General features: G+C 61.1%; 16 protein-coding genes and 1 pseudogene. 12 read left to right on the forward strand and 5 right to left on the reverse strand.

Translation table 11 applies throughout. The annotated features are described in order from the left end of the window. Window positions 1-112 precede the first annotated feature (112 nt). Both NCHU2750_RS24370 and NCHU2750_RS24375 read right to left on the reverse strand, forming a co-directional pair. Window positions 113-613 carry an RNA polymerase sigma factor gene (locus NCHU2750_RS24370; protein ID WP_119944396.1) on the reverse strand — a complete coding sequence of 167 codons (501 nt, stop codon included), beginning with the start codon at window positions 611-613 and terminating at the stop codon, window positions 113-115. 113 nt (window positions 614-726) lie between these two features. Beyond that, window positions 727-1,397 (reverse strand): annotated as a pseudogene (locus tag NCHU2750_RS24375) (IS6 family transposase). Window positions 1,398-1,761: 364 nt separating this feature from the next. Here NCHU2750_RS24375 and NCHU2750_RS24380 point away from each other — a divergent pair. Both NCHU2750_RS24380 and NCHU2750_RS24385 read left to right on the forward strand, forming a co-directional pair. After that, on the forward strand, window positions 1,762-2,016 hold the full coding sequence (locus NCHU2750_RS24380; RefSeq protein WP_119944397.1) for a type II toxin-antitoxin system Phd/YefM family antitoxin: 255 nt from the start codon (window positions 1,762-1,764) through the stop codon (window positions 2,014-2,016). Then, a complete protein-coding gene (locus tag NCHU2750_RS24385) occupies window positions 2,016-2,417 on the forward strand; it encodes a type II toxin-antitoxin system VapC family toxin (RefSeq protein WP_119944398.1) in 402 nt (133 codons plus the stop codon). Before NCHU2750_RS24380 ends, NCHU2750_RS24385 begins: the two co-directional genes overlap by 1 nt. A gap of 423 nt (window positions 2,418-2,840) precedes the next feature. Here the strand turns inward: NCHU2750_RS24385 and NCHU2750_RS24390 are convergent, their stop codons facing one another. Next, window positions 2,841-3,770 carry an AraC family transcriptional regulator gene (locus NCHU2750_RS24390; protein ID WP_119944399.1) on the reverse strand — a complete coding sequence of 310 codons (930 nt, stop codon included), beginning with the start codon at window positions 3,768-3,770 and terminating at the stop codon, window positions 2,841-2,843. A gap of 98 nt (window positions 3,771-3,868) precedes the next feature. Between NCHU2750_RS24390 and NCHU2750_RS24395 the strand changes: the two genes are divergently transcribed. Further along, complete coding sequence (locus tag NCHU2750_RS24395; RefSeq protein WP_119944400.1) at window positions 3,869-4,621, forward strand: SDR family oxidoreductase; 753 nt, start codon at window positions 3,869-3,871, stop codon at window positions 4,619-4,621. Between the two features lie 94 nt (window positions 4,622-4,715). Next, window positions 4,716-5,876 (forward strand): ATP-binding protein, encoded by a 1,161-nt coding sequence (locus tag NCHU2750_RS24400; RefSeq protein ID WP_119944401.1) that lies wholly within the window; start codon window positions 4,716-4,718, stop codon window positions 5,874-5,876. 63 nt (window positions 5,877-5,939) lie between these two features. Here NCHU2750_RS24400 and NCHU2750_RS24405 read toward each other — a convergent pair whose 3' ends face one another. Next, window positions 5,940-6,737 (reverse strand): phosphodiester glycosidase family protein, encoded by a 798-nt coding sequence (locus tag NCHU2750_RS24405; protein WP_119944402.1) that lies wholly within the window; start codon window positions 6,735-6,737, stop codon window positions 5,940-5,942. Between the two features lie 328 nt (window positions 6,738-7,065). On the opposite strand from NCHU2750_RS24405, the gene NCHU2750_RS24410 reads away from it, so the two are divergent. From NCHU2750_RS24410 to NCHU2750_RS24435, 6 genes are all read left to right on the forward strand, one after another. Continuing rightward, window positions 7,066-9,918 (forward strand): M16 family metallopeptidase, encoded by a 2,853-nt coding sequence (locus NCHU2750_RS24410; protein WP_119944403.1) that lies wholly within the window; start codon window positions 7,066-7,068, stop codon window positions 9,916-9,918. Window positions 9,919-10,196: 278 nt separating this feature from the next. After that, the gene (locus NCHU2750_RS24415) at window positions 10,197-11,798 is read left to right on the forward strand and encodes an FAD-dependent oxidoreductase (protein WP_119944404.1); all 1,602 of its coding nucleotides are present in this window, start codon (window positions 10,197-10,199) and stop codon (window positions 11,796-11,798) included. 67 nt (window positions 11,799-11,865) lie between these two features. After that, a complete protein-coding gene (locus tag NCHU2750_RS24420; RefSeq protein ID WP_119944405.1) occupies window positions 11,866-12,399 on the forward strand; it encodes a cupin domain-containing protein in 534 nt (177 codons plus the stop codon). A 5-nt stretch (window positions 12,400-12,404) separates the two neighbouring features. After that, window positions 12,405-13,196, forward strand: a complete 792-nt coding sequence (locus tag NCHU2750_RS24425) for an aspartate dehydrogenase domain-containing protein (protein WP_119944406.1) — start codon at window positions 12,405-12,407, stop codon at window positions 13,194-13,196. Further along, a complete protein-coding gene (locus tag NCHU2750_RS24430) occupies window positions 13,196-13,993 on the forward strand; it encodes an alpha/beta fold hydrolase (protein ID WP_119944407.1) in 798 nt (265 codons plus the stop codon). The genes NCHU2750_RS24425 and NCHU2750_RS24430 overlap by 1 nt, the downstream gene beginning before the upstream one ends. Next, the gene (locus NCHU2750_RS24435; RefSeq protein WP_119944408.1) at window positions 13,990-15,729 is read left to right on the forward strand and encodes a cobalamin B12-binding domain-containing protein; all 1,740 of its coding nucleotides are present in this window, start codon (window positions 13,990-13,992) and stop codon (window positions 15,727-15,729) included. Before NCHU2750_RS24430 ends, NCHU2750_RS24435 begins: the two co-directional genes overlap by 4 nt. A gap of 4 nt (window positions 15,730-15,733) precedes the next feature. On the opposite strand, the gene NCHU2750_RS24440 is transcribed toward NCHU2750_RS24435, so the two are convergent. Further along, window positions 15,734-16,474, reverse strand: coding sequence for an SDR family oxidoreductase (locus tag NCHU2750_RS24440; protein WP_119944409.1), 741 nt, complete (start codon window positions 16,472-16,474; stop codon window positions 15,734-15,736). A gap of 102 nt (window positions 16,475-16,576) precedes the next feature. Between NCHU2750_RS24440 and NCHU2750_RS24445 the strand changes: the two genes are divergently transcribed. Together NCHU2750_RS24445 and NCHU2750_RS24450 are read left to right on the forward strand one after the other, a co-directional pair. After that, window positions 16,577-17,548 carry a thiamine pyrophosphate-dependent dehydrogenase E1 component subunit alpha gene (locus tag NCHU2750_RS24445; RefSeq protein WP_119944410.1) on the forward strand — a complete coding sequence of 324 codons (972 nt, stop codon included), beginning with the start codon at window positions 16,577-16,579 and terminating at the stop codon, window positions 17,546-17,548. 1 nt (window position 17,549) lies between these two features. Then, entirely contained in the window at window positions 17,550-18,524 is a 975-nt protein-coding gene (locus NCHU2750_RS24450) for an alpha-ketoacid dehydrogenase subunit beta (RefSeq protein ID WP_119944411.1), read from the forward strand. Window positions 18,525-18,529 lie beyond the last annotated feature (5 nt).

Genomic DNA, 18,529 nt, shown 5'->3' on the forward strand with positions numbered 1-18,529 from the left:
AATCTATCCCCAGCCTCAAGCTATCAAGTCGTCTACATTACCCCCGCGCCCTCAGGTGCGGCAAAGATCCGGGCAAATGGGCCTCTGCGAGCTATCAAAGAGGACGAAAGTATCAGCCCACGGCCTTACAAGCCAGAATGGCCTTCGCGATTTCGCGCTCGACGGTGCTATAAGATAGGTCGAGGGCAAAGGCAATTTCGTCGTAAGAGCAATTGTGAACACGATTGAGCAGGAAAATCTTTCGCGTTCGCTCTGGCAGGCCGTCGATCGCATCCTGCAGCCGTTGCAGTTCTTGGCGTGCGCTGACGATTTGGTCAGGCATGATAACCGGCGGAGAATATTGTTCTTCCGTCAGATCAGCGAGAATTCTTTCATGGCGCCGATCGGTGCGAAATTGGCTTATCGCGGCGTATCCCGTTGCCCGCACCAGATAAGCGGGGGTGAGGATAACGTGTTCCCTTGCCTTAGACCAAATACTTGTGAAAACGTCCTGAACTACATCCGCTGCGTTCGCATGACCAACCTTCCGCCCAGCCAGCCGCTCGAGACGGCTGCGCTCTGCGATATAAAGGGATTCGATCTCCTCGTGCCTTGTAGCCAGCGGACGCACCATGCATAAATATGACAAATATACTCCTCTTATATCCTATCTCTCGTCATTGGCAACATGAAGGGTTCTGTCGCGAACACTTAAGGAGGCGGCAGGCACGGCTATCTTTAGGCAGGTTATGCTGCGAGGGCAGTAAATCGGTGTAAGGCGGATTGATCACCGTTTGAGAACTGCCGCTTGCGGATCATGTGGGCGACTCGATCCCATCCAGTGTCGCCGAGGCAGGCAGGAAGGATTGTAAGCCTTTCATGGAACGGGTGATCTTCTTGATGAGCCGGTGATACTGCTCGATCATGTTGTTGAGATATTTGACTTGGCGAATCTCGATCAGTCAGAACCATCCTTGCAATAGCAGCAGCCGGTTTATGGTCTGCAATCCCGCAAGGTTCGCGCCGCTCTTGTGGACGACGTTTCCGGCCAACCATTGCTCTTGATGGTACGAGCGTAGAAGGCATGGCGGCGGCCTCATCGCGATGCTCGGAGCATCAAACCCAAGATTTTGCCGGACGCCCATATTGCGGTAGAAACAGGTCCACCTGCTTTTGACCAAGGGCATAGGTCTCGTCCATCCGCCATGAGCGGCTGGTCTCGGCTTTCGACGTCGGGCCTGACAGGCGATCAGTGGCGAATATTTCACGACCCATCTGTTGAGTGTCGCGTTATCGACGGCAAGGCGGCGCTCAGCCATGATCTCTTCCAGGTCACGATAGGACGCCGCATATCGGACGTCGAAAAACACGGCGTATAAAACAACGCCCTTATAGTGGGCGCCTTTGAGTTCGATCATGGTTCGCAATTTGTAATGTCCGATATGCTTCGATCCAGATCTGCGGCATGATTAAGCCGCCGGCGAACGGGCCGCAAAGTTTGCGACGTAAGTTTCGCCGAGACGGGCCAGAGCAACAGCGGCGTCGAAAGCGGGTCCCGTCAACGCTGTCATGCCGGTTTTCGCGAGAAAGTAAGCCTCTGATATGATGGTAAACGGTACCTTAAACGAAACCTATATGCCGGTTTTATTTCGCTAGACTATGATGTTGTTGCAGCAACCTGCCGCAATAACCGCCATGCGCGATCGGAAGCCATTGCGTTGTTGACTGGAAAAGCTGCTTTTTGTAAATAGCTAGCCAGTCTAGCTAGATTGGAGCGGGCGAATGGAATGGCAGCTACAGGACGCTAAGAACCAATTCTCGAAAGTCGTGCAGAAGGCCCGTCATGAGGGTCCACAGACCGTGACCGTGCGCGGCGAGCGCACTGCAGTGGTCCTGTCGACGGCCGATTACGATGCGCTGCTCGCCGGTAGGCCGACCATCGTCGACCACCTTCTCGGCGAGCCGACATGGGATGCAGAGATGGCCGATCTGGTCGACGCCTGTCAGCCGGACATGAACAGGGGCGGCGCCAGCTGATGTATCTCGTCCATACCAACGTCATCACGCAGGCGCGCCGCGGCGACCCGCAAGCCGTTGCATGGTTGCGCAAGGTCGATCCGCAGACAATCTATCTGAGCGCGCTCACCCTTGGCGAAATCACCCGGGGCATTGCCCTCAGACAGGCATCCGATCCGATGGTCGCCGCCCGTGCTGATGAATGGCTGCGCAAGCTGCGTCATGATCACCACGATCGGATACTGCCGGTTACCGGTGAAATCGCCGTGGAATGGGGACGGCTCGGCGGAGCCGGGCGGCGCAGTGAGATCGATAGATTGATGGCGGCAACCGCGATCGTCCATGATCTGATCCTCGTCACCCGCAACGCGGTCGAATTTGCCGATACCTATGCGGCGGTGATCGACCCATGGGAGGCATAGCATGGCTGCTGGCGTGATCGGGCCAGTTCCCGATGGAATGCCAGCCTTGCCGGCGCAGCCCCCTCTCTCGCCCTCCCCTCCCCCTCCCCCAACCGGCGGAAAGACTCTCATCGCAGCTTGACCGCACACTGAATTTCTTTCGCGGCTTCATTCGCGCCGGTCGCGCCAGCGCCGCCAATGCAGACGAGCGCCGTGTCTGCAAGCAGTTCGGCCACGCATGGGGCGAGACGAGCCGCAGCGATCGCCTTTGCATCAATCCCGCAAAGGCCGCGGGCCTATAGCGCGGCTTTTTGCGCGGTGCGTTCCTCATTTGTAATGCCGGAAATTCGAGATCACGGCTTGCACGGATGGTTGGGGCAAAGCAGCCTGGCCAAAGCCCGAGTGACAAATTGGTGGAGGGAAGCCCCACCCTGCCAACAACGGTCATTGCCTGTCCGTGTCTGCCAGTTCGCCCTGCAGACTTCTGCGCGCATATCGGGCGGGCGGCATGCCCGCGTGTCGGGCAAAGGCGACGCTGAATGTGCTTGCCGAACCGTATCCCACCCGCTCGGCCACCTCGTCCATTCCCATTTCACGGCTGCGCAGCAGTTGTTTTGCCAGTGCCATACGCCAGGCCAGCAGATATTCCATCGGTGGCAGGCCGACGATCCGGCTGAACCGGGCGAAGAATGCAGATCTGGAAAGGGCCGCTTCTTTCGCAAGATCTGCGACTGTCCAGGCATGGGCCGGTCGCGCATGGATGGCGGAGAGTGCTGCCGCCAGGCGTTCATCGGCAAGGCCTCGGCTGAGGCCCGATGTTGCGGTGGCTTGCGTGCCTGATCGCAGTGCCTCGATCAGAAGGACTTCCAGCAGTCGTTCCAGCACCAGCTCGCGGGCCGGACGGCCCTCGCGCGTTTCTTCCGCGACGAGCTGTATCAAGGTTCCAAGCCGCGGCTCGCGACGCACGATCACGACATCAGGCAAGAGGGACACAAGCAGGGCCGCGTCCGGCGATCCGAAACTGCAATGCCCGATACGCATCTTCAGATCCGTGGGCCCATCCAGCCGACCAAGGCGAAAATGGCCCTCGCCCAACCGGGTGGGAAGCATCGCCGGAAGGTCGGCAGGAGCGTCGAGACTCTCGTTGACAAGGTCGCACATGGCCGGCGCCAGGACGAAATCACCGGCCTCAAGCATGAAGGGTGGATGATCTGCGAAGGTGACGCGGCAGCACCCTTCCAGGATGGCGCAGTAGAACGGCTCGCCTGTTCCTTCTCGCTCGATCCGCCAGGTGCCGGCGCACTCGACCAGCTTGGAGAACCGGGCGGCGGGCTGCAGCAATGTGACGATTTCGGCGAGAGGATCAGCGGCCATGATCAGGACTATCTCCAAAGAAATGGAGACTGAAGCGTATATATGGTCTCGGCTTGCGTGGCTATGATCACATCATTCCTATTCCTCTGGAGGTTCTCATGCCCACAATACTGATCACCGGCTGCTCGTCCGGCTTCGGCCTGGAAACGGCCAAACTGTTTCTCGAACGGGGATGGGACGTGATTGCCACGATGCGCAGACCTGATCGGGACCTGCTGCCGACATCCGATCGCCTGCGGATCCTGCCGCTCGACGTGACCGATCCGGCAAGCATTGCAAGCGCCGTTGAAGATGCCGGCGCGATGGACGTGCTGGTCAACAATGCCGGCTTTGGAGCCCCCTCCCCTGTCGAGCTCACCGCGCCAGAGACGATACAATCCCTGTTTCAGACCAACACGATCGGCACATTGGCCATGGTTCAGGCCGTACTGCCGCAGATGCGCCAGCGCCGGTCCGGGGTCATCATCAATGTCACCTCCACCGTCACCGTGAAGACCTTGCCGATCGTCGGCGTCTACCGGGCGAGCAAGGCCGCGGTGAACGCCTTCACTGAAACGCTTGCGATGGAAGTGAAGCCTTTCGGCATAAGAGCGCATCTCGTCTTACCAGGCCGCTCGCCGACGACCCGGTTCGGAGAAAACGCCCGCCCCCATTTTCGCGGCATGGACGATGCGGACTACGCGCCGCAGATCCAGCAATTCGTGAAGGCAGTCCAGGATGATACCGGCCCGGTCACATATGCGTCCGACGTCGCTGCGGCGGTCTGGCGGGCCGCCACCGATGCGTCCGCGCCACTCTACATTCCCGGCGGAGCCGACGCCGAACTCTGGATGGCGGAGGCCGGCCTGTAATCTGAAGGCGGCAGCGCTCCTGGAACAACTTGCCGTCTTCCTTTGAAGCTCAATCATCCTTGCAATTGTGGAATTATGGTCCATAAATGCGAGGATGATCAAGCGAAGAATCCGGTCCCAGCTCGCAGAACTGCTCGATACGAGCTCCGCTGTCGCCCTTCTCGGGCCGCGACAGGTGGGCAAGACGACCATGGCGCTGGAGATCGCCGAAAGCCGGCCGGCCATCTATCTCGATCTAGAGTCCGATGCGGATCGGGCCAAGCTTGCGGAGCCCGAACTCTATCTTGCCCAGCACGAGGACAAGCTCGTCATCTTAGACGAGGTGCAGAGGCTGCCGGACCTCTTCCAGAACCTGCGCGGTCTGATTGATCGTGCCCGTCGTGCCGGCCGCCGCAACGGGCAGTTCCTGTTGCTCGGATCGGCCTCGATCGATCTCCTCAAGCAATCCGGCGAGACGCTTGCCGGCCGCATCGCCTATCTTGAAATGCATCCGGTCGACGGACTGGAAGTCGGCCCGCAGGAGCTCGACACGCTTTGGCTGCGCGGCGGATTTCCCGACAGCCTTCTTGCTGCGGACGATCGTGCCAGTCTGCGCTGGCGGCAGGATTTCATCCGCACCTATCTGGAACGGGATATTCCCCAGCTCGGCCCACGCATCCCGGCGGAAACGCTGCGGCGGTTCTGGACCATGCTGGCGCATCACCAGTCGGGGTTGCTCAATGCCGCCGACCTCGCCCGCTCGCTGGGCGTCGACGGCAAGACGGTCGCCTCCTATCTTGACCTCCTCGTCGACCTTCTTCTTGTGCGCCGGCTGGAACCCTGGCACGCCAATGCCGGCAAACGCCTGGTCAAGTCGCCGAAGATCTATGTGAGGGACAGTGGGATCACCCATGCGCTCTTAGGCATCGGAAGCGGAGAACAGTTGCTCGGCCATCCGATCGCCGGCGCCAGCTGGGAAGCCTTCGTCATCGAAACCTTGATCGCCGCAGCCCCCGCCGGGACGACCGCGAATTTCTATCGCAGTTCGGCAGGGGCCGAGATCGACCTTCTTCTCACCCTCCCCGGCCGCCGGCCGTTTGCAATCGAGATCAAGCGCAGCCTCGCGCCCAAGCTGGAGAAGGGTTTTTATCTCGCCTGCGAGGATCTGCAGCCGGAAAAGAGGATCGTCATCTATCCGGGATCCGAGACCTATCCGGCCAAGAACGATGTGTCGGTCATGCCGCTCGCAGCCGCCGGGCGGATGCTGTTGGACTGATCGGGCGATATCCCGCGCCGGGACCGTCGAAGTGGCGGATCTCCCCTTCCCCGGATGATCGTCTCACTCCACCAATCCGATCATCGGCCCATACCCGCCATGCCATGACCAGTCGGCCCGCTTGAGCGCAGGGTCGAACAGCCCGGTTCCATGCCCGCCATCGAGAAACAGTGCATTGCTGCATTTCAGCTCGTCGCGGAAGAACCGGGCAAGGTCATGAAAATTGACATCGTCCTCGCTGATTACGAACCGCAACGCCCCGTCCTCGCAGGCGCCGACGGCGCTGCGCCGCGTGCGGTCGCTGGACCCTTCGATCAGCGCCGGATTGAGCTTGTTGTTGATCACCAGCATCGGTCCGGACTGGGTGGCAAAGCGCGGCTCCTCCCGCCCCGATTTCGATTGCTGTTCCAGATAATCCCCGGTCGTCAGGATATGGCCGCCGGCCCCGTCGAGAAAGAAGACGCCATTCGGCTGCTTGTAGAAATTGGGGATCTCGCCGGGCTTGCCCGTCACCACACGCCGGTTGGCCGGCACCAGTTCGCGCCCATCCTCGACGTAAAGGCCGACAGGGATGAAATCGTCGGAATACATGCCGGCATTCATGGCGAAGATCAGGTTCTTGCCGCCGGCCCGCAGCACATCACTCAGCGTCGAGAAACTGCGATAGGGTTTTCCCTCACCATTCTTCCAGAACAGACGAAGATCCACCTCCCCGGGCTTTACCGCACATACGATATATCCCGAACTCTCGAAACTCTGCTTCAGGCATGGCGAGGTGGCGTCACCGGGGTAGGCTGCGAAGGCCGGCGCGGCCAACGCCGTGAGCATCGCCATAAGCAAGGATTTGGGTCGAAAAATCATGTCGATGCATCCATCTATCGCCGGCAACCGGAACATTTCGACTAACCAGCAGATTTATTTGGGGAAAATGAGACTTTTGACCGCCGTCAACGGCTTTTTCTCCGAATCGGTCCGCCCGCTTCAACGCTATCTGCCTGCATTCGCTCCCAATAGCGGGCGGAGAGAAAGCCTCCGCGTCAAGCGTCGATGGTCGGGCAACGTGAGGTCCGCATGTATGCGTGATTGCAGCGCGTTGTTCAATGCTTAGCCATCCGAACGCATGTGTCTTGCTGCACAGGGGCCGCTCTGAGATATTTCCCGCATGTGAATCAACACCTGCCGGAATACGATGTTTTCCAGATCCATGGCCTATTCAGCCTGCCGGGCACTCGCTGTCCTCGTGACGATTATACTGGGCGCGATGCAATCGCCGCCGGCCCGCGCAGAGAATGCCGCCACACCGTGGCCGCAAACCCAGAGCGATCTTGCCGCCGATCCGGATGTGCATTTCGGCACGCTGTCAAACGGCATGCGATTTGCGATCATGCGCAACGCCACGCCGCCGAAGCAGGCGGCCATCCGCTTCCGCATCGGCTCCGGCTCGCTTGAGGAAAACGATGATCAGCAGGGATTGGCGCATTTTCTCGAGCACATGGCCTTCCGTGGGTCGACGCATGTCCCCGAGGACGAGATGGTGCGCATCCTCCAGCGCAAGGGCCTGGCCTTCGGTCCGGATACCAATGCCCATACATCCTATGACGAAACCGTCTATTCGCTTGATCTTCCGCAGGTGGATGCCGACACGATCTCCACCGGCCTGAAATTGATGCGCGAGACGGCAAGCGAATTGACGCTCGATGCCGCCGCCTTCGACCGCGAACGCGGCGTCATTCTCTCCGAAGAGCGGCTGCGCGATACACCGCAATATCGGGCCGGCATGGCTACGCTCGATACGCTGCTCGAGGGGCAGCGTGTCACGCTGCGCTCACCGATCGGCAAGACGGAGGTCATCCGCAATGCACCGGTCGGTCTTCTGCGCCAGTATTATGCCGCCAATTATCGCCCCGACCGGGCTACACTGATCGTCGTCGGCGATGTCGATCCTGCGGCGATTGAAACCGGGATCCGCCAGCGCTTCGACGACTGGAAGGCGACCACTCCCAATCCGCCGGCACCCGACCTCGGCAAACTGAAGGCTGAAGGCGAAACATTCAACATCGTTGCTGTGCCTGGCAACATGACGCGCGTGCAGATCGCCTGGACACGTCCGTTCGATGGCGCGCGCGATTCCGTTGCCAAGCAACGCGCCGAGCTTGTCGAGGATCTTGGTCTCATGGTGCTGCAACGCCGCCTGAGTGCGGCCGCGAGCAAATCGGATGCCCCCTTTATCAGTGCCAATGCGGGTGGACAGGACCTTTTGAAATCGGCCCATCTCGTAGCGGTCTCGGCCAGTTCGCAACCGGAAAAATGGCAGGCAGCGCTTGCGGCGATAGATCAGGAGCAACGCCGCATCGAGCAATTCGGCGTTACCCGGGACGAGATCCAGCGGGAGATCGTCGAATACCACTCGGCCTTGCAGGCGCAGGCAGCGGGGGCTGCCACCCGGGCCACACCGGCGCTTGCCTCCATGCTTGCCGAAAGCGTCGATAACGATGAGGTATTTACCTCGCCGGCGGAAGATCTCTCGCTATTCGAGAAAATCACGGCGGAGGTGACCGTCGCAGAGGTCGACCAAGCGCTTCGGGCCGCCTTTGCCGGCAATGGACCTCAGGTCCTGCTTCAGGCAGGGCAGGCGCCGAAAGGGGGCGCCGACGCGCTTCGCCAGGCTTATGCTGCCTCCCGTTCCGTTGGCGTTTCCGCCAACGCAAGCGCGCAAAGTGTCGCCTGGCCCTATACCTCGTTCGGACAGCAGGGCGTGGTCGCCGAGCGCCGCACTGTCGACGATCTCGGCCTGACCCTGGTGCGCTTCGCCAACGGCGTACGCCTCACCATCAAACCGACAAAGCTCCGCGACAAGGAAGTGGTTGTGCGCGAGCATATCGGGCGTGGCCGACTGGGGATGCCACATGACCGCTCTCTGCCTTTATGGGCATCTTCCGCCGTGATTCTGTCCGGAACGAAGGCCATGGACTTCGAGGACATCCAGAAGGCGCTGGCCGCAAAGATCTTCGATATCGATTTCTCCGTGGGCGACAGTTCAGTCAGGTTCGACGGCCGGACGCGGACGGAGGATCTCGAAACGCAGCTGCAATTGATGGCCGCCTACACATCCGATCCAGCCTATCGACCGGAGGCCTTCAAGCGGGTGCAGCAGGCCTATCTGTCCAGCCTCGACCAGTATGATGCGACGGCGGGCGGCGTGCTGGGACGGGATTTTTCCGGCCTCGTACATTCCGGCGATCCGCGTTGGACTTTCCCCGGTCGGGACGAGATAACGGCCGCGACGCCGGACGATTTCGAAGCTCTGTTTCGCCCTTTGGTCTCCGCCGGGCCGATCGAGATCATCATCGCCGGCGATGTGACCGTCGATGACGCCATCCGCCTGACGGCAGGCACCTTCGGCGCTCTTCCTCCGCGGGCGGACGCCCTATTGCGGCCCGGCGAGGATAACGTGCAGTTTCCGAGGGCGACGGCAGAACCCGTCACTGCCGTGCACAAGGGCAGGGATGACACTGCGGCAATCGCAGTCGGGGCGCCCGTCGGTGATCTGCTTTCCGATATTCCTCGCTCCTTCGTCGCCAGCATTACCACGCAGATCATCCAGAACAGGCTGATGGACCAGTTCAGGATTACCCAGGGGGCGACATATAGTCTGCAAGGCGACGCCGAGCTTTCAAGAGATTTGCGCGGCTACGGCTTTGCCTATCTGTATCTGGAGACGACGCCGCAGAAGGTGGACGCCTTCTACATGCTACTCGACAGGGTTATCGCCGACCTCGGATCCAGCACGGTCTCCGCCGACGAACTGTCGCGCGCCCGAGAGCCGGCAATCGAAACACTCAGGCATCAGGAGCAGACCAATGATTTCTGGGCGCGGTCTCTGCAGCAGGCGCAGACAGATCCGCGGCGGTTGGACCTGATCCGCTATAGTCCGGAAGGCTATGGCAAGGTGACTGCGGATCAGGTGCGAGAATTCGCGAAGGACTATTTCAAGGGGGACCGGCTCTGGAAGTTGGAGGTCCTGCCTCAAGGTCTCCGGTGATCGCCGGGGGAGGGGAGGTGGAGTTGCCGGCCAGCAAGCTCGTAGCGCCATAATTCCCGCCCAACCGCGGCCGCGCCGCCTCTGGATCGTGCCGTCCGCTGAAACCCGATATGCCAGGCTGGAGCCTCATCAAGCTGGCCTGCGCTTGCGACTGCAGGCGTTCAATCAGAGGAGGACGGATGGCAGCAATGATCATGTTCGCAAAAGTGTCGACACATTGGTAGACAGAAGCGCGCTTTGGTGATTTATATTTGTCGCAAAGCCGAGGGGACAAGACATTGAGCGAATATGACGTCATCGTTATCGGAACCGGTTCAGCGGCGTGTTCGGCCGCATTGCGGGCAGCCAAAGGGGGGCTGAAGGTCCTCGCGCTCGAGAAGAGCAGGCGGCTCGGCGGAACCTCCGCCATGTCCGGATCTGGTGTCTGGATCCCCGCCAATCATATTGCAAAGGCACAGGGCGTATCGGACAGCAAGCAGGAGGCACTCGATTATCTGCGTGCAGTCCAGCCCGATGACTGGGCCGAACGCGAAGGCGCCCGTCATCGCGCCTTTGTCGAAAACGCGCCGACGATGCTGAAATTTCTGTCCGACAACACGCCGATCGACTTTCGCCTCATCGACGAGCCGGATCCCTATGTGGAGGCGCCGGGAGGAAAGAAATACGGACGCATGCTCTCCCCCATGCCCCTGAGCAGGCGGCTGGTCGGGAAATATGCATCTAAGATGCGGCGATCGACCTTGCCGCATGTCTTCACCTATCAGGAAAACGTCAATCTCGATCTCTATCATCGCCCTTTCCTGGCGATCATGAAGATGTGGCCGAAAGTGGTCTGGCGCTGGCTCAACAATGCAGGCGCACAAGGCACCGCCCTGATGACGGGGCTCATCAGGGCATGCCTCGATGCGGGCGTGACCTTCCAGCTTGAAACCCGGGCCGTCGCCCTCGTGCAGGATGACACCGGACGCATTATCGGTGTGGAAGTCGACCGGGGCGGCCGGAAGGAAACCCTTTCGGCACGCAAAGGCGTGGTGATCGCCTCCGGTGGCTTCGAGTGGAACAAGGAGATGCGGGAACGGCATTTTCCCGGTCCGATCGACCGTATCGGGACGCCGATGAGCAATGAGGGCGATGGCCAGAAGATGGCGGAAGCCGTCGGGGCGCATCTCGACAACATGGATCAGGCCAATGTCTATGTCTGCCTGCCGACCCGATACGAAGGCAAGCCATACGGGCTGCCGATCAATTTCCTCTACGAACCGCATTCCATCGTCGTCAATCGGTCCGGCAAGCGGTTTGTCAGCGAGGCGCATTTCAACATCGGCGAAGCGCTCGATGCCCGCGATGCGGATGGCGTGCCGAAAAATCTCCCCTGTTATCTCGTCGGCGACCATCGCTTCCTGGAATCCTCCTTCACCTTCCGATGGTATGCGTCCTACGAGCGGGACTGGGTCAAGAAGGCCAATACGATCGATGAACTGGCCGGCATGCTCGGCCTTCCCGCGAAAGAGTTACGGGCAACGATAGACCGTTGGAATTCCTTCTGCGCCAAAAGCAAGGACGAGGATTTCCACCGCGGCGAGCCGGCCTGGGAACGCAAGAAGGACGGCGGCAAGGTTCGCCTCTTCCCGATCGACAAGCCGCCTTATGTCGGCCTTTCCGTCAACCGCTCGATCATCGGCACCAAGGGTGGTGCCCGCACCAACGAATTCGGCCAGGTGCTGCGCAAGGACGGCTCGATCGTTCCGGGGCTCTATGCAGCCGGTCTGGCAATGGCCAATCCGATCGGAACACGTGCCGTGGGAGCGGGAACGACGCTCGGCCCCAATCTGACCTGGGGGTTCATTTCCGCCGAGACGATCCTTCGGCAAAATCTCTAGGATTGCCGACAGCATGTCCTGGCGTTCCACCGTTGGAACTGACGCGTATTCATAGAAGGGAACAGCAATGGAAGACACTGAAAAGTCCGGCATCCCTGCCGGTGTCCATGTATCCGGTCCAGATCAGCGCGAGAGCTATTGGCAGCCGGTACCCGCCAACGGTCATGTCGATGTGGCACTGGCACCGCATATCATCCCGATGGAGTTTCCGTTCGGCATGGGAACCCAGTCGGTGGCACCGGGCGGTTATGTGCGTGAGCATACCCATGACCGCAACGAAGAGGCCGTCTACGTCATCGAGGGGCATGGCAGAGCCGTCATCGACGGGAAAGAGTTCCCCCTGGTGCCGGATACAGCTATCTTCCTTCCAAGGAACGTGCGGCATATGTTCATCAATGACGGTGATACCCGTCTGCGCTGGGTCTGGCTCATCGTTCCGAATGGTCTCGAGGATTTCTTCCGGCAGATCGGCAAGCCGCGCAAGCCCGGCGATCGCGTTCCCTCGAATTTCCCGCGACCGGAAAATGTGCTTGAAATCGAGCGGCAGACGGTATTCGGCAGTGACTTGAAGGACAAGTTCGACCCCTTGAAGCAGAGCTGAGCGCCATGGCATCCAGCGAGACTGTCACTGTCGGATTGATCGGTTTCGGCGCTCTGGCCAAAGAGGTCGTTGCAGCCCTGGAAGGGCAGGGGGTTCGATGGGTCGTCCTGCTCCGTGAAGGCTCCTCGGCCTCTCCACCCGCATCCGCGCTTGTCGTGACCGGCGTCGATCAACTGATTGCGGCAAGCCCGCAGGTGGTCATCGAGGCGGCAGGGCAGGGGAGCGTTCCTGCCTATGTGCCGGCATTGCTCGCAGCCGGCCTGCCGGTCATCGTTGCGTCCATCGGAGCACTCGCCGACGATGCGACGGCCATGGCCATTGCAGAGGCCCGAAAGCAGTCCGGCGCCAGGCTGGTCATTCCCTCCGGCGCCATCGGCGGGCTCGATTATCTCGCCGCTGTTTCAGGCCTGCCGGACGCCATTGTTCGCTACCGGCTCAGCAAGCCGGTGGCCGCGTGGAAAGCGGAACTCGAAGCCCGCGGTTACGGCGACCTGACCGAGCCGGCCGTGCTTTTCGAAGGAAGCCCTGCCGAGGCCGCGAGGCTCTTTCCCAAGAACACGAATGCCGCCTTCACTGCGGCACTCGTTGCGCATCCGGCGGCAATCTCGGTTTCCGTGATCGCCGATCCGGCGCTTGAGAGCAATATGCACGAAATCGAAGTCACCAGTGCCGCGGGCCAGGCCTGGTTCCGGTTCGCCAACGCTCCATCACCCGACAATCCCAAGACCTCTGCTGTCACCGGCCTCAGCCTTGCCGCAGCGGCACGAGATATTCTCACCAACGGAAGGAAGCCCTAGTGCCTCTCTTTGTCGCTCCGGATGGATGCCGCATCCATTATGATCAATTCGGCGACCGCGGCCCGCATATCATGCTGATCCCAGGCCTTGGCGGCGACGGCCGCTTCTGGAACGGCGTTGTCGAAGAGTTGCGGAATGATTTCCGGCTGACCGTTGTCGACCATCGGGGCGCGGGCCGAAGCGACAGGCCTGAAGGTTCTTACTCCATCGGCCAGATTTCGGCAGACTTTGCCGCGATCGCTGCCATGCAGGGTGAACCACTTCATATCGTCGGCCATTCGACCGGCGGCGCTATTGCCCAGACGCTGGCACTCGATCATCCGGGAACCGGCCTGAGCTTCACCATCAGCAGTTCCTGGGCAAGGGCAGACGAGCGGTTCCGCAGCCTCTTCATTGCGCGGGCAGAGATGCTCGAAGGCGGGCTTGCCGAAACCTATCAGCGCCTGACGCATATTTTCGGCCATGAAGCCGCCTATCTGGACGAGCACCGTGAGCGTTTCGAAGCGGCCGTGAAAGCCGCGCCCACCGCGCTTGCCCCGCTTGAGGTTACGGCGGGTCGGGTACGCATGTTGCTGGATCACGACAGGCTCGATGATCTCCCGCGCATCGATCGCCCCGTACATGTCATTGCTGCCGACGAGGATATCCTGACGCCGCCGGATCTTTCGCGGGTGGTCGCCGATGCAATCCCCGGCGCAATCTTGAGCTCGCTCACCGGCGCGCATTTCCATCCGAAGGATCGGCCGGCGCAGTTTTCCGCCTCCATCCGCCGCTTCATCGAAACTGTCCCGACATGACCGAGACCGCTAGTTCCGCTCTGACCGATCCGCGCCTGCCCGACGGGCGCTACCTGCTTGGCCTGGGCCGCGATATGGCTCGCACCTGGCGGCTGGGGACCTGCCTGTTTCTCTCCGAGACAGGAGTGGGATCGGAGGCCGAATGGAAGCTGCGCAGCGCCGCCGAAGGGCGGGTGATGCAGCATGCACATATCGGATTTCGCGACGTCAACCGCACGATCGACGCCATCCGCACCGTGCACGCGACCTGCGCCAGGTCAGGCGTCACCGTCGACCGGTTCGGCATCACGCTCGACTGGTCGATGGGCTATCCGGAAGCCATGCGCGACAAGGCCTCGCGCGGTACGGGCATCGTTCTGAACGGACCAGAGGACTTTGCACGCATCACCAATGCGGCCCCGGCGGCAGCCCATTTCGGCGATTTCATGCTCGGTCTTCCCGGCGCGATCGAGAACACCCGTGCCGCGATCGCGGCCGGGGCGACGGCGATCGGCAATCTGGGTCAGTATTTTACCTTCCGGCTTCCCTATTGGGACGACGACGTGGCCACCACGGAGGCGACGGTCACCGCGCTGGGACTGATCGCGGCACAGGACGAGACGATCCTTGTGCACTCGAATCTCGACGACGGATTTGCCGGCCTCTTCATCGATATGGCCTGCGCGCTCGGCATGGTGGTCATCGAGAAATATATCGTCGAGGACCTGATCGGCGCCCGCGTGTCGCATTGCTATGGACACCATTTCAGCGACCCGCTGTCGCGGGCGGCCTTTCATGCCGCGCTCGTCCAGGTCAATGATGCGCCCGGCACGATGATCTTCGGCAATACGGTCGCCTATCAGTCGACGCCGGCGGGCAATTATGCAAGCCTGTCCAGCTATCTGACGGCCGATATTCTCGCCTTGGGCCGATGGCCCTCTGGCCATGCCGTCAATCCGGTACCGGTCACCGAGAACCAGCGCATTCCCGATGTCGACGAGATCATCGATGCGCAGACCTTTGCGCACCGGCTCGCCTATCACGCGCCTTTCTATGCACCCATCCTGGATTGGCAGGCGATCGAAACGATGGCTGCCACGCTTGTCGAGGGCGGTCGGCGTTTTGCGGCATCCGTGCTCAAGGGACTGTCTGATCGCGGGATCGATACGAAGGATCCTGCCGCATTGATGCTCGCCATTCGCCGCATGGGCCCAAAGAGGATGGAACTGCTGTTCGGACCGGGTGCAGAGGCTCCGCGTGGAAGGCTGCCGCTCATCCATGCCGAGTGGGCAAGAGAGCTCAACCACAAGGCGGCCGACTGGGTTGAGCGCCAACAACCGCTGCGCAATTCGGACACATCGATTGTCTGCATCGGCACGACCGATGTGCATGAGCATGGCAAGTATCTGGTAGAACAAGCCCTCGAAGGGCTCGGAGCCGGACTTGTCGACGCGGGCGTCGCTGTCGATCCTGAAACCCTCGTCAGGCATGCGCGGGAATCCGGTGCAACCGTCATCGCCATCAGCACCTATAACGGCGTGGCGCTCTCCTATGCGAAGGCGGTCAAGGCGATCATGGCAGATCATGGCCTGGATCTGCCGGTTCTCGTCGGTGGCCGGTTGAACGAGATACCGAAGGATTCGAACTCCGGTTTGCCGGTCGATGTGCGATCCGATCTCATGGCGGCAGGCTGCCTTCCCTGCCAGGATCTGGACGAGATGCTGGCAGCTTTGCGTGCCACCATCCCGGCTGTCTGACGGCCTACCAGGCCGTCATTCCACCATCCACGGTGAGGATGGAGCCCGTGGCATACGAGGAATCATCGCTGGCCAGCCACAGGATCGCCTGGGCGATCTCGATCGGCCGGGCGACGCGGTTCATCGGTGCCCGCGCGTTGAGCGCATCGATGAAGCCGTCCGGATCGGGATGTTCCGCGAGGATCCTGTCGAAATAGCTCGACCATGTAGTGCCGGGGGCAACCGCATTGACCCGTACCTTCTGCCCGGCATGGTCGAGCGCCATCGACCGGGTGAGGGCCGCGACCGCGCCCTTCGAGGCGACATAGGCTGCCCTGTCGGCAAGCCCGACATTGGCGACGTTGGAGGCGGTATTCACGATCGCGCCCCCCGCCGTCATCAAGGGTATGATGTGCTTCGAGCAAAGAAACACGCCCTTGACGTTGACGGCCATCAGCGCGTCCCAGTCGGCGGCTTCGATCGTCAGCACCGACCCCCGGATGCCGTAACCCGCATTGTTGACGAGAATATCGACGCTGCCGAACTGATCGGCAGCCTGTCGCGCCATCGCGGCCACGGCGGCTTCATCGGAAACATCGGTTGCTGCCGCGCTTCCGCCGATGGCGGCTGCCACACGCTCCGCCGCCGCAAACTCCCTGTCGACGACAAGAACGCGTGCACCCTCACGCGCAAACAGCTCGGCGGTGGCCTCGCCGATCCCTGCACCGCCTCCTGTCACGATGGCGGTTTTCCCCTTCAGACGCATTGTTCAGGCTCCTTTTGAGTTTGGCTGAATCTATTTTGCAGAAAGGCTTGCAAAGTGTCGACACTTTTGTATTAAATTTGTGAGCGCATTTGGAGGCTCCTTGTGAAGAACACACCCTCGACGGAAGATCACCTCGAAATCTATCGGAAGATGCTGATGGTACGGCACCTGGAAGAAGGGCTCGGCGCCCTTCACAAGGAAGGCCGGACCCGCGGTCCGATCCACCGCTGCGATGGCCAGGAAGCGATCGGCATCGCGGCCACGGCCACGCTGGAGCCTGAAGACAAGGTGACGACGACCCATCGTGGCCACGCCGTCTATATCGGCAAGGGCATGACCATGCGGCCGGTGATCGCCGAGATCTTCGGCAGGCAGACCGGCGCATGTGGCGGCCGCGCCGGCCACATGCTGGTGGCGGATGCCGAGAAGGGCGTTATCGGCGGCAATGCCATCGTCGGCGCCGGTATCCCGGCCGCGACGGGCATGGCCCTGTCCATGCAGGTCATGGGGCAGAAGAACGTCGCCATGTGCATCTTCGGCGACGGCGCGGCCCAGACCGGCATTTGTCACGAGGCCATGAACATAGCCGCCCTCTGGAAGCTGCCGGTGGTCTTCGTACTCGAGCATAACCAGTTCGGCCTGACCGTACCGTCGAATGTCCAGTCATCTGTCGAAGACATTTCTCTGCGCGCGGCCGGCTACGGCATGCCGTCGGAAATCGTCGACGGCAACGATGCCGTCGCGGTCTATCGCGCCGTGTCTGGCATGGTCGATCGGGCCCGTCGTGGCGAAGGTCCGGCCATGATCGAGTGCAAGACCTATCGTGTTGAAGGGTTTTCGACATCCGACATGGGAGGCTACCAGAAGCCTGAGGATATCGCCGCCTGGAAGATGCGCGATCCGTTGACGGTATCAAGGACAGCTCTTCTGGATGAGGTCGGCGAAGCGAAGCTGGCCGCCATAGAAGCCGCGGCCAAGGCCGAGGTCGAAGCGGCTTTCGAAGCGGCACTTTCCGATCCCATGCCGCAATTTTCCATAGACGAAGCATGCAACCCCTATAGCGAGGCGCACTGACATGGCCCTGATGCGATATGCCGAAGCCTTGAATGCAGCGCTGCGCGAGGAAATGGCGGCCGACCCTTCCGTCTTCCTGTTCGGAGAGGACATTGGACGCTATGGCGGCGTCTTCAAGGTGACGAAGGGCCTGATGGACGAGTTCGGCGAAAGCCGCGTGCGTGATACGCCGATCTCCGAACAGGCGATGACAGCCATGGCCGTTACGGCAGCGATGACGGGTACGCGGCCTGTTCTGGAAATCATGTATGCCGACTTCATCCCGCTGTCGCTCGATGCATTGGTCAACCAGGCGTCAATCTACAATTACGTCTGGGACGGTCAGGTGAAGATGCCTTTCGTTCTTCGGACACAGGGGGGAGGGGGCGCTGGAGCCGGCGCCCAGCATTCCAAGGCACTCGATTCCATGCTGGCGCATATTCCCGGCATCAAGGTCGTGGCGCCGTCCACGCCGGCCGATGCGAAAGGCATGCTGAAGGCCGCGATCCGTGACGACCAGCCGGTCGTCTTCCTCGAACACAAGCTGCTCTACAATATCCGCGGCGAGGTTCCGGATGGCGACGTGATCGTCCCGCTCGGCAAAGCGGCGACGATGCGGGAAGGATCAGACGTCTCCATCTTCGCAACTTCGAAAATGGTTGTGGAGGCGGTCAAAGCGGCCGACCTGCTCGAAAAGGATGGCGTATCGGCCGAAGTCATCGACCTGCGCTCCCTGCGTCCGCTCGATGTCGGGGCGATCGTTCGCTCGATCGGCAAGACGCATCACGCGGTTGTCGTCAACGAAGGCTGGCGCTTCTGTGGTTACGCCGCAGAACTGTCCGCCACCATCATGGACCACGCCTTCGACGAACTTGATGCGCCGGTGGCGCGCGTGACGTTGCCCGACATGCCGATACCCTACTCGGAACCGCTGGAAACGGCCATGTTGCCCAATGCCGAAAAGATCCGTGCTGCTGCTCTGGCGACACTGAAGTGAGGGAT

Origin of the sequence: Neorhizobium sp. NCHU2750, assembly GCF_003597675.1 — a bacterium.
Taxonomy (GTDB): Bacteria; Pseudomonadota; Alphaproteobacteria; order Rhizobiales; family Rhizobiaceae; genus Neorhizobium.

What these genes read in the sequence shown, in the direction of transcription:
- NCHU2750_RS24370 (WP_119944396.1), bottom strand. Translation starts at nt 613, where the DNA reads ATGGTGCGTCCGCTGGCTACAAGGCACGAGGAGATCGAATCCCTTTAT.
- NCHU2750_RS24380 (WP_119944397.1), top strand. Translation starts at nt 1,762, where the DNA reads ATGGAATGGCAGCTACAGGACGCTAAGAACCAATTCTCGAAAGTCGTG.
- NCHU2750_RS24385 (WP_119944398.1), top strand. Translation starts at nt 2,016, where the DNA reads ATGTATCTCGTCCATACCAACGTCATCACGCAGGCGCGCCGCGGCGAC.
- NCHU2750_RS24390 (WP_119944399.1), bottom strand. Translation starts at nt 3,770, where the DNA reads ATGGCCGCTGATCCTCTCGCCGAAATCGTCACATTGCTGCAGCCCGCC.
- NCHU2750_RS24395 (WP_119944400.1), top strand. Translation starts at nt 3,869, where the DNA reads ATGCCCACAATACTGATCACCGGCTGCTCGTCCGGCTTCGGCCTGGAA.
- NCHU2750_RS24400 (WP_119944401.1), top strand. Translation starts at nt 4,716, where the DNA reads ATGATCAAGCGAAGAATCCGGTCCCAGCTCGCAGAACTGCTCGATACG.
- NCHU2750_RS24405 (WP_119944402.1), bottom strand. Translation starts at nt 6,737, where the DNA reads ATGATTTTTCGACCCAAATCCTTGCTTATGGCGATGCTCACGGCGTTG.
- NCHU2750_RS24410 (WP_119944403.1), top strand. Translation starts at nt 7,066, where the DNA reads ATGTTTTCCAGATCCATGGCCTATTCAGCCTGCCGGGCACTCGCTGTC.
- NCHU2750_RS24420 (WP_119944405.1), top strand. Translation starts at nt 11,866, where the DNA reads ATGGAAGACACTGAAAAGTCCGGCATCCCTGCCGGTGTCCATGTATCC.
- NCHU2750_RS24425 (WP_119944406.1), top strand. Translation starts at nt 12,405, where the DNA reads ATGGCATCCAGCGAGACTGTCACTGTCGGATTGATCGGTTTCGGCGCT.
- NCHU2750_RS24435 (WP_119944408.1), top strand. Translation starts at nt 13,990, where the DNA reads ATGACCGAGACCGCTAGTTCCGCTCTGACCGATCCGCGCCTGCCCGAC.
- NCHU2750_RS24440 (WP_119944409.1), bottom strand. Translation starts at nt 16,474, where the DNA reads ATGCGTCTGAAGGGGAAAACCGCCATCGTGACAGGAGGCGGTGCAGGG.
- NCHU2750_RS24450 (WP_119944411.1), top strand. Translation starts at nt 17,550, where the DNA reads ATGGCCCTGATGCGATATGCCGAAGCCTTGAATGCAGCGCTGCGCGAG.